The sequence below is a fragment of the Rhodohalobacter barkolensis genome (assembly GCF_002834295.1).
Classification (GTDB): domain Bacteria; phylum Bacteroidota; class Rhodothermia; order Balneolales; family Balneolaceae; genus Rhodohalobacter; species Rhodohalobacter barkolensis.
In genome coordinates, this window is sequence record NZ_PISP01000001.1 from 257,294 (window position 1) to 274,436 (window position 17,143).

At 38.5% G+C, this 17,143-nt stretch carries 17 protein-coding genes and 1 tRNA gene; 14 read left to right on the top strand and 4 right to left on the bottom strand.

The window, feature by feature from the left end; all coding sequences use genetic code 11:
* Positions 1-306: 306 nt before the first annotated feature.
* Positions 307-2,265 (top strand): PAS domain-containing hybrid sensor histidine kinase/response regulator, encoded by a 1,959-nt coding sequence (locus CWD77_RS00965; RefSeq protein WP_101071341.1) that lies wholly within the window; start codon positions 307-309, stop codon positions 2,263-2,265.
* Here CWD77_RS00965 and CWD77_RS00970 read toward each other — a convergent pair.
* On the bottom strand, positions 2,254-2,703 hold the full coding sequence (locus tag CWD77_RS00970; protein ID WP_240596583.1) for a GNAT family N-acetyltransferase: 450 nt from the start codon (positions 2,701-2,703) through the stop codon (positions 2,254-2,256). The genes CWD77_RS00965 and CWD77_RS00970 overlap by 12 nt on opposite strands.
* A gap of 61 nt (positions 2,704-2,764) precedes the next feature.
* Here CWD77_RS00970 and CWD77_RS00975 point away from each other — a divergent pair, with 61 nt between their 5' ends.
* The 10 genes from CWD77_RS00975 to CWD77_RS01020 all read left to right on the top strand — a co-directional run bounded on the left by CWD77_RS00975 (position 2,765) and on the right by CWD77_RS01020 (position 10,051).
* A complete protein-coding gene (locus CWD77_RS00975) occupies positions 2,765-3,091 on the top strand; it encodes a phage holin family protein (protein ID WP_101071343.1) in 327 nt (108 codons plus the stop codon).
* A 229-nt stretch (positions 3,092-3,320) separates the two neighbouring features.
* Positions 3,321-3,587 carry an HPr family phosphocarrier protein gene (locus CWD77_RS00980; protein WP_101071345.1) on the top strand — a complete coding sequence of 89 codons (267 nt, stop codon included), beginning with the start codon at positions 3,321-3,323 and terminating at the stop codon, positions 3,585-3,587.
* Between the two features lie 6 nt (positions 3,588-3,593).
* Positions 3,594-5,300 carry a phosphoenolpyruvate--protein phosphotransferase gene (gene ptsP / locus CWD77_RS00985; protein WP_101071346.1) on the top strand — a complete coding sequence of 569 codons (1,707 nt, stop codon included), beginning with the start codon at positions 3,594-3,596 and terminating at the stop codon, positions 5,298-5,300.
* 280 nt (positions 5,301-5,580) lie between these two features.
* Complete coding sequence (locus CWD77_RS00990) at positions 5,581-5,883, top strand: isoamylase early set domain-containing protein (protein ID WP_101071348.1); 303 nt, start codon at positions 5,581-5,583, stop codon at positions 5,881-5,883.
* Positions 5,884-5,890: 7 nt separating this feature from the next.
* A complete protein-coding gene (locus tag CWD77_RS00995) occupies positions 5,891-6,706 on the top strand; it encodes a biotin--[acetyl-CoA-carboxylase] ligase (RefSeq protein ID WP_101071350.1) in 816 nt (271 codons plus the stop codon).
* Positions 6,654-8,003 carry a tRNA lysidine(34) synthetase TilS gene (tilS, locus tag CWD77_RS01000; RefSeq protein WP_101071352.1) on the top strand — a complete coding sequence of 450 codons (1,350 nt, stop codon included), beginning with the start codon at positions 6,654-6,656 and terminating at the stop codon, positions 8,001-8,003. The genes CWD77_RS00995 and tilS overlap by 53 nt, the downstream gene beginning before the upstream one ends.
* 3 nt (positions 8,004-8,006) lie before the next feature.
* Positions 8,007-8,573: a hypoxanthine phosphoribosyltransferase gene (gene hpt, locus CWD77_RS01005; protein WP_101071354.1), complete on the top strand. Its 567-nt coding sequence runs from the start codon at positions 8,007-8,009 to the stop codon at positions 8,571-8,573.
* Positions 8,574-8,659: 86 nt separating this feature from the next.
* Positions 8,660-8,748: transfer RNA gene (locus CWD77_RS01010), tRNA-Ser, on the top strand.
* 64 nt (positions 8,749-8,812) lie between these two features.
* Positions 8,813-9,400, top strand: a complete 588-nt coding sequence (locus CWD77_RS01015; RefSeq protein ID WP_240596585.1) for a DUF2179 domain-containing protein — start codon at positions 8,813-8,815, stop codon at positions 9,398-9,400.
* A gap of 54 nt (positions 9,401-9,454) precedes the next feature.
* The gene (locus tag CWD77_RS01020) at positions 9,455-10,051 is read left to right on the top strand and encodes a hypothetical protein (RefSeq protein WP_101071356.1); all 597 of its coding nucleotides are present in this window, start codon (positions 9,455-9,457) and stop codon (positions 10,049-10,051) included.
* A gap of 105 nt (positions 10,052-10,156) precedes the next feature.
* Here CWD77_RS01020 and CWD77_RS01025 read toward each other — a convergent pair whose 3' ends face one another.
* The gene (locus CWD77_RS01025; RefSeq protein WP_101071358.1) at positions 10,157-11,242 is read right to left on the bottom strand and encodes a PAS domain-containing sensor histidine kinase; all 1,086 of its coding nucleotides are present in this window, start codon (positions 11,240-11,242) and stop codon (positions 10,157-10,159) included.
* 729 nt (positions 11,243-11,971) lie between these two features.
* Between CWD77_RS01025 and CWD77_RS01030 the strand changes: the two genes are divergently transcribed.
* Positions 11,972-13,330 carry a fibronectin type III domain-containing protein gene (locus CWD77_RS01030; protein WP_101071360.1) on the top strand — a complete coding sequence of 453 codons (1,359 nt, stop codon included), beginning with the start codon at positions 11,972-11,974 and terminating at the stop codon, positions 13,328-13,330.
* Between the two features lie 159 nt (positions 13,331-13,489).
* A complete protein-coding gene (locus CWD77_RS01035; RefSeq protein WP_101071362.1) occupies positions 13,490-13,672 on the top strand; it encodes an MGMT family protein in 183 nt (60 codons plus the stop codon).
* 267 nt (positions 13,673-13,939) lie between these two features.
* Here the strand turns inward: CWD77_RS01035 and CWD77_RS01040 are convergent, their stop codons facing one another.
* The gene (locus tag CWD77_RS01040; protein ID WP_101071363.1) at positions 13,940-14,362 is read right to left on the bottom strand and encodes a secondary thiamine-phosphate synthase enzyme YjbQ; all 423 of its coding nucleotides are present in this window, start codon (positions 14,360-14,362) and stop codon (positions 13,940-13,942) included.
* 3 nt (positions 14,363-14,365) lie between these two features.
* Positions 14,366-15,142, bottom strand: a complete 777-nt coding sequence (locus CWD77_RS01045; protein ID WP_101071365.1) for an SDR family oxidoreductase — start codon at positions 15,140-15,142, stop codon at positions 14,366-14,368.
* 155 nt (positions 15,143-15,297) lie between these two features.
* On the opposite strand from CWD77_RS01045, the gene typA reads away from it, so the two are divergent.
* Positions 15,298-17,118, top strand: coding sequence for a translational GTPase TypA (typA, locus tag CWD77_RS01050; RefSeq protein WP_101071367.1), 1,821 nt, complete (start codon positions 15,298-15,300; stop codon positions 17,116-17,118).
* Positions 17,119-17,143 lie beyond the last annotated feature (25 nt).

The following is a 17,143-nucleotide window of genomic DNA, read 5'->3' on the forward strand; positions in this document are numbered from 1 at the left end:
AAATTTCTTTGATAACACTCTTGTAAATACACAGCGGTTACAAAAAGTTGTAAATAGTTGTGATGGTGGAAAAAATAAACTTGATTTTGGCTGGGAATATAATTAGATAAAAAGGTCCCATTAAGCCATTCTAATAATTTTTGTGTTCTCTGATGAAAAACTGGAAAACTTTACTTTTTAAGGTAGCTCTGCTAGTAGTTATTGCAATTGTAGTCTTTACTGGCTAATAAAAATCAATTTGGCTCACAATAGCTTAGGTCACCACATTTTAATACATTCAATTTTAGAATGATGAGAATCGTGTAGATGACTGAACGTGATAACTTTGTAAGTGAGCACCCTGTACTGTTAGCAAAACTGCTCAATCATACATTTGATGCTTTATTGATTTGCAAGCCGCAAAAAGATCAACTCGAAGCGGTTTATGCCAATCAAACATACTACTCTTTAACCGGACAAACTGAACAGGATGTTATAGGTTTACGTCCACAGTTAACAGCCCGGAAACCTACTGCAAATAATATCTATGAAGACATCTTATCTCATTATCAGAATAATGAGTTGCTGGAAAGAGAATGCTCCTGCCTTGATGCTTCCGGTTCTCCTTTTTGGGCGCAGTTAAAGTCATTCACCGTTGAAGAAAAAGAAAACCGTTATTGTGTTCTGCTAATCAAAGAGATCACAATTCGTAAGAAGAGGGAGAGTGAACTTACCAAAGCACTGGATATAGCTGAAGCTTCCAAAGATGCGAAGGATAAGTTTTTGGCCAACATGAGCCATGAAATGCGTACACCTCTGAACGGAATTTTGGGTATTGTTCAATTACTGGAAGCAACAAGTTTAAAAGACGATTCGAAGAACTATGTAGATGAAATCAAGCACTCTGCAGAAAATCTGCTGGCTATAGTGAATGATATTCTTGAGTTCAATTTTTTAAAATCATCCGGCTTTAAACCGAATAACAGAAAATTCAGCATTCGCAAAACCTTAAAGCAGATCTTTGAGACGATGAAAGATCGAGCTGATCAGAAAGGTCTGAATTTAAGTCTGGTGATTTCGGATAAAGTGTCTGAACAATTAATAGGGGATTCGGTACGGCTGTCTCAGATTTTGATGAATCTGATCGGAAATGCCATCAAATTCACAAAAGACGGTGAGGTAGCTGTCTATGTTAGGCAGTTGGAGGTGGTTAATGAGAGAGTGCATTTAGAGATTAAGGTTAAAGATACCGGTATTGGCATTCCTGAGTCGTTAGTAAGTGAAATTTTTGAAAGCTTCAATCAAGCTGCAAAAAACACGACGTATAAATATGGTGGTACAGGTATGGGGTTGTCGATTGTAAGGCAACTTGTAGGGCATATGGACGGAAAAATAGGAGTTAAAAGCCGGGAAGGTGAGGGAACAGCTGTTTCTATCACTCTACCTTTTGAACTTGTTGACTCGTCCTCGAATTTTAAATCTTTGGATGAACTTTATGGAGCGGATGAAAAAACAGATTTTAAGGGATATAAAGTTCTCATTGTTGATGATTACACCGTGAATAGACGAATTGTGAAGGGCATGATGAAAAAACTAGGTGTAGAAGTGGATGAAGCCGAGGATGGACGTTCAGCCCTGGAAATGATAGCAAATAATGACTATTCAGTCATTTTTATGGATGTTCATATGCCGGGAATGGACGGATTGGAAGCAACCCAAAAAATCCGGAATCTTGAAGATGATGTAAAAAGTCAAGTACCGGTTATTGCTATCACTGCTTCCGTACTGGATCGGGATATTGAAGAGTGTAAAAAGGCCGGGATGAATGGGTTTATTGCAAAACCATTTACATTTAATGAGCTTTATGAACGCTTCAGTAACTTTATTTCAAAAGACTACTCTGAGGAATCTTCAGGAGAGGTCGAATCGAAAGAATTTATTGGATTTAAAATTGAAAACCTTGAAGAACTTACCGGTGGAGATGATGATTTGCTAAAAGAGATGCTGGATCTTTTTCTGGAACAGACTCCAGATATGATGGAAAAAATTCTGGATAATTTAGATAATAAAAACTACGAGAAGGTTAAAATGAATACCCATACGCTAAAACCAACATTTACGTATGTTGGAATCCAGGAGGCAACAGAGCTTGCAGAAAAGATTGAAGAAATGGCCGGTCGTGAGAATCCTCCCTCTGAAGAACTGGAGAAGTCAATTTACCGACTTAAAGAAATTAGTGACAGATCGATTTTAGAAGTTCAAGAGTTGAGACGATCATTGGTCTAATCGTTGTGTCATTTGTACGTGCGGTATTCCATCCAGATCGTAGATTTCACCTGCACTCGTAAAACCTAAACTCTCATAAAACTTTATTAAATGGGCCTGAGCTTCAATTCGAACATCTTCTGCTCCCTCTTCGATAACCCACTTTAAAGACTCTTTTATAATCTGCTTCCCCAAACCTTGTCCTCTTAGTTTTATATTTACAACGATTCGGCCTACAGAGGGTTCATCGTATTTGACACCGGCCGGAACAATTCTGCTGTAAGCAACCAGGTCATCATTTTTCTTGAGCAGAAGATGGTTTGATTGTTTATCCAATCCATCTATATCGTCATAAATGCAATCCTGTTCTATTATAAAAATATCCTGCCGCAACTTTAAGATCTCATAGAGTTCTTCAGCAGACATGGTCTTAAATCCGTGGTATCGAATAAATTTCATAGAGTGAAAACTTTTTCAGTGTTCTCGCGTAAAGTGAAGAAATGTAATAAATCTGACTGCTATGTTAAAAATCCTAATAATTAATAGTCTTGTTATCTTTTTTGGCGCGTACTTATTAGAGGGTGTTTCGATTAAAAACTATTTGACCGCTATTGGGGTGGCAATTTTATTGGGTTTGATAAACGTGTTCATAAAGCCTCTGATTATCATACTTACGCTTCCACTTACTATTATCACTCTGGGGCTTTTTATCTGGGTAATAAACGCCTGGATGTTGATGATGATTGATAAATTGGTTGAAGGATTAACAATCCGGAATTTCTGGTGGGCACTTTTCTTTAGTCTCTTTATTTCTATTCTGAATGGAGTTCTTTTTAGAATTTTTTAGTTGAATAGATTCATTTTCCTTTCTACAACTGATTTGTAAGTAAAGCTCGACACTTTAATCTCAAATATTAAAGTGATTCAGCTTTTTACTATTTTATGCTTGTGTTGATTTTGCTGCGCATTCTATTATAATCGAACGTTCGATACTACAAAAGCCGTTTAAAGATAAAATATCATTTACAAAAGCAGTGCAAGTCAAAAAGTAGTCAAATCAGAAATATTTACGTCAAATGGTTAAGAAGACAGTTACAGTAAAAAATGAAGCGGGATTACATGCTCGACCCTCTTCGGCTCTCGTTAAAACTGCATCAAAATATGATTCAGATTTTTACATTAGTATGTACGGTTATAAAGTGAATGGGAAAAGCATTCTTGGTGTAATGACGCTTGCTGCCGAATGCGGGGCAGAAATGGAGCTCATCTTGGAAGGTCGAGACGAAAAAGAAGCTCTCGACGAAATATCTCAATTATTTGAAAACGAATTCGAACTACATTAGTCTGCTATGACGGAACGAATCGAATTTAATGGTGTACCCGCTTCTCATGGTATTGGAATCGGGAAAGCTTTTATACTTGAAGAGAGAAATAGTGATGTAAATCCTGAAAAGATTCACGAAGAGGATATCGATTATAACCTTGAAAAGTGTACTCGGGCATTCAGCAAACTTAAAAGTGAATTTCAACATCTGAAGAATGAATCTGAAGGTGAGGTAGCCGATATTGTCGATGCTCAGATTGAAACACTTAAAGATCCCGAGCTGAAAAAATCAATTCTGAGAAAAATTAAGGAAGAACGCTACGAAGCGGAATATGCTATTTTCAGTACGTTGAACGAATTCATCCATATTATGGAGAATTCGGACGCTAGCTGGTTGAATGATCGAACGATTGATCTCATGACGATAAGGGACCAGTTAATAGATGCAGCAAAAAACCGAAGCAGAGATGAGAGTATAGAGGAAAACTCAGTTGTATTTGCCACTGCTATCTCGCCTACCAAAATGATAGAGCTCAGTCGAAGCCATATAGCAGGCGTAGTGATGCAGAAAGGTGGACTAACTTCTCATGCAGTGATCCTTTCACAATCGTTAGATATTCCGTGCATCATTAGTGCAAAATGGAAAAATAAACGCATCAAAAATGGTGAAGATATCATTATTGATGGTGATGAAGGAACTGTTGTTGTAAGACCAAAAGAGAAAGAAGAAGTTCATTACGCAAGGCTGAAGCGGGAGCAGCAAAAGAATTATAAAAAAGAACTCGAAATTGTTGAGAAGCCCAGCAAAACCAAATGCGGGGCTCATTTTTTACTTCAGGCTAATGTTGAGTTTTTAGAAGAGTTGCCACGCATTAAAACTCATGGTGCAGAAGGTGTTGGACTACTTCGAACAGAAACCATTCTGTTTCAAAAAACGGGATTTGATCTAGAAGCACAGTTGGATTTCTATCGAAAAGTTGTAGAGGCGAGCGGCGATAAACCAGTTACAATTCGTCTTTTTGATGCCGGAGGAGATAAACTGCTTGAAGATGCAGAGACTGAATCGAATCCTTTTTTAGGATGGCGTGGAATTCGAATGCTTCTTGACCAGAATGAACTGCTTACTAATCAACTGAAGGCGATATATATACTTTCAGGTGAATACCCGGGCCGGATAAAACTTTTGGTTCCGATGGTGTCTTGTAACAGTGAAATTGAAAAACTGAAAGAAAATATATCATCAATCAAAGAGGAGCTGAAGAGCGAGAATACAAACTTTGATGATAATCTACCGCTGGGCGTAATGGTAGAGGTGCCAAGTGTGGCATTAATGGCGGATCGACTTGCAAAGTTGGTCGATTTTTTCAGTATTGGAACCAATGATTTAACACAATATACTTTGGCGGTTGACCGTGGAAATGAAAAAATTTCAACTCTGTATCAGCCTTTCCATCCGGCTGTTTGGAAATTAATTCGTATGACTAAAGAGGGTGCCGATCAATATGGGATTCCTGTTACTGTATGTGGGGAAATGGCATCAAAACCCAAAGCGGCGGCTTGCTTAATGGGATTGGGAATTACAAATTTAAGTATGACTACATCAGCACTGCCCAAGGTTAAATCGATGCTGTGTAATCACAGTCTTAGTGAAATGCAGAAGCTTGCAGAAGATGTTTCGGAGTCGAATTCTCCTGATGAGGTAATAAGTCTGCTGGAAGGTTTCGGCAGTTAATGAATTATTGTTTAGATCTTTTGAAGCTGATTTGTCTGATGTCTGACAGAATTAGTTAAAGATTTAAATACAGAATGAATAATGCTTTAGAGGCTTTTAGGTAAGCAGGTTTAAATAGGGAAACGTTTCCATAATTAAAATATTTAGGAATTTATTCTATATTTCCTTTTAAAATTAAATAAATTATTACAGTGGCCGACTATCCTTCTGCTTGATGTCTTTTTAAAGGTAAAATGATTAGTTATTATTATTTTTCAACAAGAATGAAATTACGTTTAAAATGGTAAGTAAAGCATATACACCTAAGAGAACAATTTGTAAAGTTACATTTGAAATTCCGGGAGATTGGGCAAAAGAAAGTGCAAATCTTGTAGGTGATTTCAATGATTGGAATGAATCGGAAGATCTCATGTCAAAGAATAAGAAAGGTAATTGGGAGATCACGAAGCGTTTAAAGCCTGAGACGACCTATAGATTCAGATATTTTCTGGATAGCAGTAGGTGGGAAAACGATGACGCAGCAGACCAATATGTTGCAAACGATTTTGGAAATGAAGACTCTGTAGTTATTACAGGAAAATAAATAGAATATGAGTCGGCCATTTGATACAGGGCTATTTACCAAACAGCTACCTACAAATTGGCTTGGAAAACAATTTCAATACCTGGCTGAGGTCGACTCTACAAATACATTCCTGAAGAATATCCCTGAAGAAGAGCTGCATCATGGAATGATTGCTTTGACAGACGATCAGACCAAAGGGAGGGGACAGCATTCGAAAAAGTGGGAGGCGAACGCTTATGAAAATCTCACTTTTTCTATAGCATTTAAGCCGAACTCACCGGATAGACTGACGCTTTTAACACTATCGTGTGCATTTGCTATTGCTAAAGTTTTGGGTGACATCACAAACGAAAAAGCTTTGTTAAAATGGCCGAATGACATTTATGTAAACGATAAAAAAATTGGTGGAATTCTCACGGAGTGCACTTTTATGGGCCCCAAACCCGAACGTGTGCTAATCGGTATTGGCCTTAATATTAATCAGTCTGATTTTGGAGATGAGATAAAAAATAGTGCGACTTCACTTTATCAGATCACAGGTATACAATATTCAAGAGAGGAAGTTTTAAGCAAGATTTTATTTCAGATAGAGCAGACCTATGAACTTTGGGAAAGTCGTTCTCCGGAACTCCATAAAAAAATCAGCCAAAATCTTATAGGGTTTGGAGTTTGGGTACGACTTCAGATAAATAAAGAGCTGATGGAGAGTCGATATAAATTTTTGGGAGTTAATGAAAAAGGTGAGTTATTAGTGTTAAACGAAAAACTTGAGCTCAAGTCCTATTCACATGAGCAAATTCGAATCATCATCGGTAACGAAAGCATTTCAAAAATCAGTTAAGAGCTACCTACCTGACTCCTTAAAGCTCATCGCTGGTGTGAGCGGCGGTCCGGACTCTATGGCTCTACTCTACCTGCTCCATCGATTTGAAATGGATGCTGTGGTTGTTCATTGTAATTATCAGCTTAGGGGAGAGAATTCTGAGAAAGACCAGCGACTCGTGGAGAAGATGAGTTCATTTTGGGAATTTGAATGTGTTTCAGTAAAACTCGAAAATGAGTCTATGAATAATTTTCAAGCTTGGGCAAGGGAGCGCAGGTATGAAATATTTTATGATCTGAAAAGAGAGTTTCAAGCAGATTTTATTACCACGGCACACCATCAGGATGATCAAATTGAGACCATTTTGCAGCGGATGCTAAGAGGCGCAGGCTTGACGTCCTGGAGAGGTATCCGTCCTATTGAAGAACAACTTTTCAGGCCGCTTCTGGAAGTTTCGAAAGGGGAGATATTGAAATTTGTGGAAGAATTTAACATCCCATACAGAATTGATAACAGCAATGAAGAGTCTACGTATGCGCGAAATTTTTTGAGGCATAATTGGTTTCCGGAAATGAGGAAGTTTTTCCCCGGATGGCGTGATAATATTTTAAAACTTCGGGACAGAGCTGAAGAGTACGAGTTGATGGCAGATGAAATTTTAAAATCTGTCAGAATGGATAGGAAATCACTGAAAAGAGAGCAGTTTATGGAATTGCCTGAAAAAATCCGTTCTGCCATTCTCGTTCACTTTATTGAATCGGCTACAAAAGAGATTGATATAAGCAGTTCAATTCGCTCAATTTCTGAGAATTTAATTGAGTTGCAATCCGGAAAGTCGATTCAACTTTCCAGTAACTACAAGCTTGTTCGTGACAGAGACTTGATCACATTGAATAGAATCAGTGATGAAAAAAAAGCATCCGTCGAATTAAAGAAAGAAGATCTTTCTCAAATAAAAGCTGTTTATGGACATCAAATGTCTATTGAGGAATACGATGGAAAATTTGAAGATAATCGATTATATGCGGATCTATCCAAGGTGAGCTTTCCAATAACGGTTCGACACTGGAAAGATGGTGATCGCTTTCAACCGTTGGGTATGGAAGGAACACAACTTATATCTGATCATCTAACCAACAGAAAAATTTCATCTGCACAAAAAAACGATGCTTTTCTGATAGAAACTTTTGATGGAAATATTTGTGCCGTTATATTCCCTCACAATACTTCAGACGATCAAATCGGGACCCTATCAGAGTCAGTTCGCTGTTCTTCTGAAACCAAAAAAGTTTTAGTCATTTGTAATCAAACATAATTCATGAACTTGTATCTGCCTGAGAAAATTAATGTTCAGGGTGAGGAGTTTAGAGTTTATCTCACTCAGGAAGAAATTCAACAAAGAATTAAACAGATCGGTCAAAATCTTAGCCAGAAATTTCAGGATAAGCGCCCCATTTTTATTGGTGTTTTGAATGGATCTTATATTTTCCTTGCAGACTTGATGAGATATGTCAGTATTCCTTGTGAGGTAGATTTTTTAAAGTTAAGCAGCTACGGAGATGAAAAAGTTTCTTCTGGCGAGGTCAGGGATTTGAAACAAATTGATGCTGACATTAAAGATCGGCATGTGATTATCATTGAAGATATTGTGGATACCGGCCTCTCCATGAAATATTTGGTTGATAAGTTGAAGCAGTACAAACCTGCATCCTTAACTGTAGTTACACTGCTTCACAAGACGGAAGCAACCCGATATGAAGTGCAGATCGATTACACTGCTTTTAAAATTCCGAATCTATTTGTTTTGGGGTATGGATTGGATTTTGCACAAGAGGGAAGAAATCTTGGTCAGATCTATATCCAGATTGAAAAAGAAGAGGAATAAAATTTCGAATATTTTGCAATCAATGTTGCAAAGAGTTCATAAAGGTTCCTATATTTGAGGCTCTTAAAAAGATGATATTCGACTACGGAGAGATGGCTGAGTGGTCGAAAGCGCTCCCCTGCTAAGGGAGTAAACCCCGAAAGGGGTTTCGAGGGTTCGAATCCCTCTCTCTCCGCTCAACAAAAAGGATGCTGTTCTGTGAATGGCATCCTATTTTTTTATCCAAATGGGGTTAAATCATGTCTCTTCTCATTTTTGAACTGGTGCCTGCCGCTCTCGTACCTCTTTTTATTTTCTTTGCCCGTATTTTGGATGTTAGCATCGGTACGATTCGAATCATGTTTGTTTCGAAGGGCTTTCGTGGAAAAGCCACGATTCTGGGATTTATTGAGGTGTTGATTTGGATCATAATCGTTGCACAGATATTCCAAAATCTGGATAACTGGCTGAACTATATCGCATATGCGGGTGGATTTGCGGCGGGCAATTTTATCGGGATGTACATTGAAGAGAAGATGAAAATGGGAGTTCAAATCTACCGGATTATTGTGAATCAGGAGAATTCACACCTTGCAGAAGAGCTGATGAAACACGATTTTCGTGTAACGGTGGTAGATGGAAAAGGTAAATTTGGCCCTGTGAATGTTTTGTTTACGGTGGCAAAAAGAAAACGATGGCAAGAGCTGGCAGATGTTGTGAATGAGTTTGCCCCGAATGCGTTCTTCTCTGTTGAAGATGTGAAACATGTTTCTCTGATTGGCGAAGATGTTCCATCGGGCAGACCTGATGTCTGGACGCGAATGCTTAAGTTAAAAAAGGGCGTTTAAGTTGAAAGGTTCTCAAATTTCGGCCAGGATAATACTCAAACTACGGTGGACTCTATGAAATCGTCGCGCCGAAGAGAACTGGAAAAGAGAAGGGAGAAAAAACAAAAGCTGCAGAAAATCTCAGATTACTGTAAACAGCATGTAATTCCATGGCTGGAGATTTATAGAGAGCTTAAGAGAAATAAGGCAAGTTTTAAATTGGAGTATTTGGCTTCCTCACTTGACCAACCGTTAGACTTTTTAGAAGAGACCCTGATAACACTGCTGAATAATGAAGAGGCTGATCTTATTTCAGGAATAATTTCGACATCAGAACTGCCTGTACATCATAGTATGGAGAAATACTTTCCATCACGCCAGCAATTACGCTATGTGCCGGGAAACACCTCAGTTACTTTTGGTTCAGATTCAATCAAAATGGTACAAAAGGCTGTGAAAGAACTTCGGATTTCAAAAGAAGAGCTCTGTTTTGTTTGTTATCCTATATTTACTCCGGTGATCTTTATGAGTGTAGGGGAAATGGTGAAGCAGTGCAGTGTATTATTCGAACCTCAAGAGAGTGTGGCAATTTTATCCAAAGATTATACCTGGATTATATTCAAAAGCCTCGAAGATGAATGGATTTGGATACGACGGAATTCAATGAAATAAACGTTTAGAACTCATTCACCTCTCAAGGGTGTAAATCTACTTTTCAGCTAATTCGAAATCCATTTTAAGGATAGCTAATGAGTCTACAGGATATCTCTATAGCGGTTAATTTGTCAAAGTAATAGTGAATGTTGTTCCTTCATTTACTTCACTTTCAACCTGTATTGTTCCACCCATAGCACGTATATGGTTGTAAACTAAATACAGCCCGATACCTTCACTGTCTTTATTTTTATGAAAGGTTTGGTTGAAACCAAAGATCTTGTCTTTCACTTTATCCATTTCAAATCCAATGCCATTATCAGAGAAGATGATTTGCCTGTATTGATCTTCCTTTTTTGTCTGGATTAAGATTTGAGGGGATGTATTTGGTTTGGCGTACTTTATTGAATTCGTTATCAGGTTCAGAAAAATACTTTCGAGATATGAACGATTGTAAAGAATTGAACCAAACTCTTCCAATCGTGTCTCAATGTTAGTTTCAGTGTCTTTTATAAGTGACTGAATCGATTGTGTAACAGTTGATAAGCATTCAGAAATATCAATTTCTTCAACATTTCCGGTAATATTTTCAGAATACTTAATAGTATCAATCTGCTTATCTAACGTTACTCTCATTTTTTCGGCACTTGTCTTAAGTAACCCGAGAAGATTAAGGATTTCTTCATCCACCCCTTGAGATATATCCAAAATACTAAGGATGCTGATCAAATTTCCCAAAGGAGCACGAAGATCGTGAGAGGTTGAATAGGTGAGTTGTTTTAAATCGCTATTTGATTTGGTGAGTTTTGACAGCTGTAAGTTTCGATGCTCAGCTAGAAGTTTGCCATGGGTTATATTTTTTGCAACAGCATAAACCAGATTTAAGTCCTTCACGGGCATTGAGGTCCACGAAAGCCAAACCGTTTCTCCTTTTTTTGTTACATACCTATTTTCAAAATTCAAGAGGGGAGTGCCACTTCGAATTCTTCCACGATAATTAGATGTAATTTCTCGATCCTCCGGATAAATAAATTCGTTGATGGGTTTGCTGAGAAGTTCATTTTCTGAATAACCCAACAGTTTAATCAACGAAGGATTTACTTTCTTAAAGTACCCATCAAAACCGGCAATACAGAGAAGATCGGCAGAAATCTCAAAAAATAGCTCCAGATTATAGGTTTTATCTGACTGCTTAGAAATGGCTTTCATGGATGATATTAAATTCGGATTTCGAAAACAGAATACTTGAGCTTAAAGAGTCATAAAATATAATCCATTAAAATGGAATGGCTACGCAAAATTATTCTTCTAACAGAATAATAACTAATCTTCTCGCCCACCCCGAATCCATATTCACAAAATTAAATATCCTGCCATATTCCGAGGTTGAACATTCTATTGATTACGGGACTTTGCAGGAGTAGTAAATGTATTTACCTATAAGGCATTATACGCTTTTGAGGGTATAATTAGTGATTAATAAGTAGAAAATTAAGATTCAGTATTAAAGCTACAATCTCTTACCAACATGAGTAATGAAATTTAAAATACAATTCCATTTCAGATCAAACGATCGATGGCTTTGAAGAGAAATGTGTATATAAGCAGTTCAGTAAATTTTTGCAGAAAAGGTGTTTTTTGACTTGTTATAAATCAAGTTTGTATGGGTAAACCATTTGCTTCTTTGGCATTAGGATATATTAATACATTTATATTTAGAAGTATATAATGTTATTAAGTTACTATAAAATAATGTGTTAAATGATTTTATAGACATGCATACATATCAGGCGTAAAGATTAGAAATTAAGTTATATATATTAATATTTATAAAAATTTTGTAAAAATAGGTAACACCTAATGCCTTAGGAAAAGAGTGAAAAAAAAGAGAGGCAAAAAGGGGGAAGTCTTATCTAAAATTAAACAGGGATAAATATTATGAAAACCAAACTATGGGGTATTTTTATACTCGTTCTAACGAGCATGTTGTATCTAACGGCATGCGATAACAGCACAAGTCCGGGGATAGAAGATTCGTTTGAACTTTTTACTGGTCTTGAAGCGGTAGAGGAAGCCAATAACATGACCTTGCTCATCAATAAGGGTAGTGACTCACAAGAAGATGGTTTTTTTAAAATAGATATCAGTGACGTATTGCCTAATGAGTATATAAATAATACAACCGCAAATGCATGGTGTCTTGAGTGGAATAAACCATTAAGATCCAGTAACGATATTCATGTAGGAGTGAAAGCATTCGCTACGGAATCAAATGATAAATGGAAGCCATTAAATTATTTGTTCAGTATAGAAAATGAGCTTAAAGCCAAATATCCTGAAAAAGGCGTTTTGACACATAGAGAAATGCAGGCTGTAATTTGGACCTTAGCAGGGTATATGGGTATTGCTCCGGAATTTAACGTAGATAACCTCAGTGATAGTGAACTGCCAAGCCGATTGACAGAAAATGGCAGAGCCAATTTTAGTCGTGAAATTGTAAAAGAAATCAGTGAACTGGTACTGAAAAATTACTCTTCCAGCACAATAACTACATCTGGTTTTGCACTTCAGACCGAAGAAGATCAGCAGAACGTTTATGTTGTGCCGCCGTCTGGCATTACCACAAATGAAGTTACTGATATTACACCAACCACTGCAGTAACGGGTGGAGTGATTGATGACGCCGGAGATTCTCCAATATCCAAAAAAGGAGTATGTTGGAGTACATCGGCAAATCCAACAACTGACGACAATTGCACCGATGATGGTACAGGATCAGAAGATTTTGTAAGTAACATATCAGGGCTCAATCAGTCTACAACTTACTATGTTCGTGCTTATGCTGTCAATGAAGCGGGAACGTCGTATGGGAATCAAAGAACCTTTACAACAGGTTTGGCAGGCGAAGTTGATAAAGAGCTTGATGTTTGTGGTGATTGGTCGGCTTCCCAATCCGGAGGTTTCGGAGTTACTGTGGATACCTGGGACATATCCGAGATTCCTGTAGGTGCATCTTTTGATATCCGATTTGATGCTTTAAGTCAACCGGATAAATATGTTGTTGAATATCCCATTGGTAATGAAGTGTATGATTCAGGGTGGCGGGGCCTTCAAAGTTATTATAATGATCCCATTCTCTTTCCAGAATTCCAACCAGATGGTGTGGTTGGTCCTGGTCAAGGTCAAGAAAATGGTATCTTTATAAAAGATGCTCAGAATACATTCAGAGTTATCGTTACAGGGCCTCAGGCTGGTACTATATGGTATTATGACATTAGGTGCAGTGTTCCCGGTTAATATGAATCATTAACTTTAGTATTAATATTAGTTTTAAATTTACAGGCGGCATCAGAATTTGATGTCGCCTTTTTTATGTTAATTTTTAAAAAAGTTAAACTAAGAAACTTGATTATATCCTTGAAACAAAGAGATCTCTAATCCTGTATCTATCAAGTCGTGGAATATATTCCTCAGGGCAGAATGACCACCCATGGCGCCATTGCTAAATGCATGGGTGTGGCATCGGGTGCACACATGGTAGGGTATGCGCTGAATCAGCTGGTTCACGAACACGAGGATCAACCGTTACCTACACACAGCGTGGTGAACCGCCTGGGGCAGCTTACGGCACGCGGATAGTTTACGGATGATAGAATGCGTGAACGCCTTGAACCTATTCGAAAAAGAAGCGCAGAATTCTTTCAGAAATATAGTTACAGGATCTCAAGCAGGTAGAGTATGATCCTTCAATATTCTATGTGTAGAGTAGAATGAGATAAAATTAAAAAAGGCGGAATTTTAAACGGATTCAACCTTTTTAATTTAAAAGCTAGTAGCATACAGAATAAATTAATTGGAGTAATTATTTATTTATCTAAACGATACTAGTTTAAATCTGTAAGTTATTTATTCAGCAAACAAAGTAACAACCAACCTCCTCGCTCCACCCCGATTCCTGTGCTCACAAAGATAAATTCCCTGCCATGTTCCCAAGTTAAATCGACCGTTTGTGACAGGCACGGAAACAGAGTGACCAAGAAGTGAACTCTTGATGTGAGATGTCATGTCATCCGGCCCTTCTAGTGTGTGTTCAAATAATGATATGTCTTCCGGGACCATTCTGTTGAAGTGCGACTCAAAATCTCTTCGAACCGAAGGATCTGCATTTTCATTGATTGTTAAGCCGGCGCTGGTGTGTTGGATGAAGATATGTGCAACTCCTGCTTTGATATTTTCCAGTTCAGGAACCTTTTGAATAATTTCATCCGTAATGAGATGGAAACCACGAGATTTAGGTGATAGAGTTATTGATTTTTGAATTGTATTCATGATTTAACCAAATATTCCTTTTATGGATCCGCCATCATGACTGATGGTTTGTCCGGTTACATAACCGCTGTGAGGCGACAATAGCCATGCAGCAAGAGACGCAAACTCCTCTGCTTTACCCATGCGTTTTACAGGAATATTTTCAACCATCTCTTCTTTAGCTTTGTCGTAAGATATTCCTTTCAGACTGCTGTTATTTTTGATTACTCTTTCGATGGCGGGCGTTTCGTGTGAGCCGGGAGCAAGGACGTTTACAGTCACTCCTTTATCCGCAATTTCAAGCGCCAAAGACTTTGCAAAACCGACCACTCCCGCTCTGAATGAATTGCTTAGCGCCAAGGAGGGCAGAGGTTGTTTTACGGATTGGCTTTCAATAAAGAGCATCCGCCCGTACTTCTTTTCAACCAAAAGAGGAGCCAATCGCAACGCCAGATCAATTTTCCAGCGCATGACCAGCTGCCAGGATGAGTCCCAATCAGCCATGTCCGTATTTAAAGGTGTTCCGGTAGGAGGGCCTCCGGCATTAAATACAATTCCGTGAAACGATTTTTTTTGAACACTTTTTTCAATCTTTTTAAGGGTCTCATCATATAGAATACTTCCTTCAATTATACTTGTCTGATCTTCAAAATGTCCGAATTTATCTCTTAGCACATCTCCTCGTCTTGCAACTAAAACGACATGAGCTCCTTCGGATAACATTAGACGCGCAATGGCTTCACCGAATCCACTGCTGGCTCCACAAATAATAAATCGTTGATTATCGAGTTCTAAGTTCATGATGATAGGATTGGTTTAGAATTGTTAATACAGAAATAATATCGACTTGTCATAATAAAAGCTTATTTTAGGAAGCTGTAAACATTTTCATTTAAATAATAAACTTTTTCTGATTTGCCCCTACAAAGGAAGGTCAGATGGTTAGTACCAATTTTATGACTCAAGATATTAGAAATATTGCCATTATCGCTCACGTAGATCACGGAAAAACCACATTGGTGGACAAGATGCTTCGGCAGAGCGGTACATTCAGAGAGAATCAACAAGTAGACGAAAGAGTAATGGATTCCGGTGACCTCGAAAAAGAAAAGGGGATTACCATTAGTTCAAAAAATACAGCTGTACTTTGGAAGGGCACGAAAATCAATATTGTGGATACTCCGGGTCACGCCGATTTTGGTGGTGAAGTGGAACGTATCCTGAAGATGGTTAACGGTGTGATTTTACTTGTTGACGCTGCTGAGGGTCCGCTTCCTCAAACCAAGTTTGTACTCCGAAAATCGCTTGCTCTGGGATATCAGCCTATTGTTTTAATTAATAAAATTGATCGACAAGATGCTCGTCCGGATGCTGTATTGAATATGGTATTCGACCTGTTTGTGTCTCTGGATGCCAGTGATGAACAACTTGACTTCCCGGTTCTATATGCTGCCGCGATTGACGGTTATGCAAAAACGGAACTGGAAGATGAAAATGTGGATATGGCTCCGCTATTTGATAAGATTGTAGATCATATACCACCGCCGAAGCAAATAACAGACGCGCCATTCAAAATGCTGGTCAGCAGCGTGGACTGGAACGACTATGTTGGCCGTATTGCGATTGGTAGGGTAGAGCAGGGAACCATCAAAACCAACCAGGAAATTATTTTGATGGACCGGAAGGGAAATCAAAAGATAAAGGCAAAAGCTACAAAACTGTATACTTTTAATGGTCTGAACCGTGAACCGGTTGATGAAGCTCAAGCAGGGGACATTTTTGCAATGGCCGGGTATGATGCCGTGGAGATCGGCGATACGTTGACTCACGTTTCCGACCCTACTCCGATCGAGTATTACGATATCGACCAGCCAACAATGGCGATGTATTTTAGGGTTAATAATTCTCCGTTTGCGGGCCTTGAAGGTGATTATGTGACCTCAAACCAGATAAAGGATCGTCTTAATAAAGAGATTCGAACTAATGTCTCCATAAGGGTTGAGCAGACCGATAATCCGGATATTTTCAGAGTTGCCGGAAGAGGTGAACTCCAGCTGGCCATTCTTATTGAAACCATGCGAAGAGAAGGTTACGAGTTTGCCGTTTCCCGTCCGGAAGTACTTTACAGAGAAATTGATGGACAGACTCATGAGCCATTTGAAGAGGTCGTGATCGACGTTCATGCAGATTACAGTAACAAAGTGATCGATAATCTGCAGAAACGGAAGGGAATTATGACATCAATGGTACAGGAAGGAGAGAATCACAGAGTTGAGTTTAAAGTACCTTCGCGTGGCTTGATTGGATTCAGAGGCGAGATGCTTACAGAAACCCGAGGAACTGGCATCATGCACCAGCAGTTTGACTCCTATGAGCCATACGCAGGTGATATTCCGGGACGTACACGAGGAGCACTAATTTCACTGGAGAAAGGTGATGTAACTCCATATGCTCTTGAGGGGCTTCAGGACAGGGGGCAGTTTATTGTTGAACCCGGAGATCCTGTATACACGGGCCAGGTTGTTGGCATCAACAACCGCGCGGATGATTTGGTTGTGAATGTAGTGAAGAAGAAGAATTTAACGAATCACCGGGCAACCCAAACTGCTGATTCAGTAAAAATTTCACAGGCTAAAAAAATGAGTCTGGAGCAGTGTATTGAATTTATCGACAATGATGAACTGCTGGAAGTAACTCCCAAAAGTTTGAGAATTCGAAAAACGTATCTTGATCACAACGAGCGGAAAAGAGCTGAGAAGAAGAAAGAGTTGGTTTAATTTCCACGCACTTATCCACTTCATT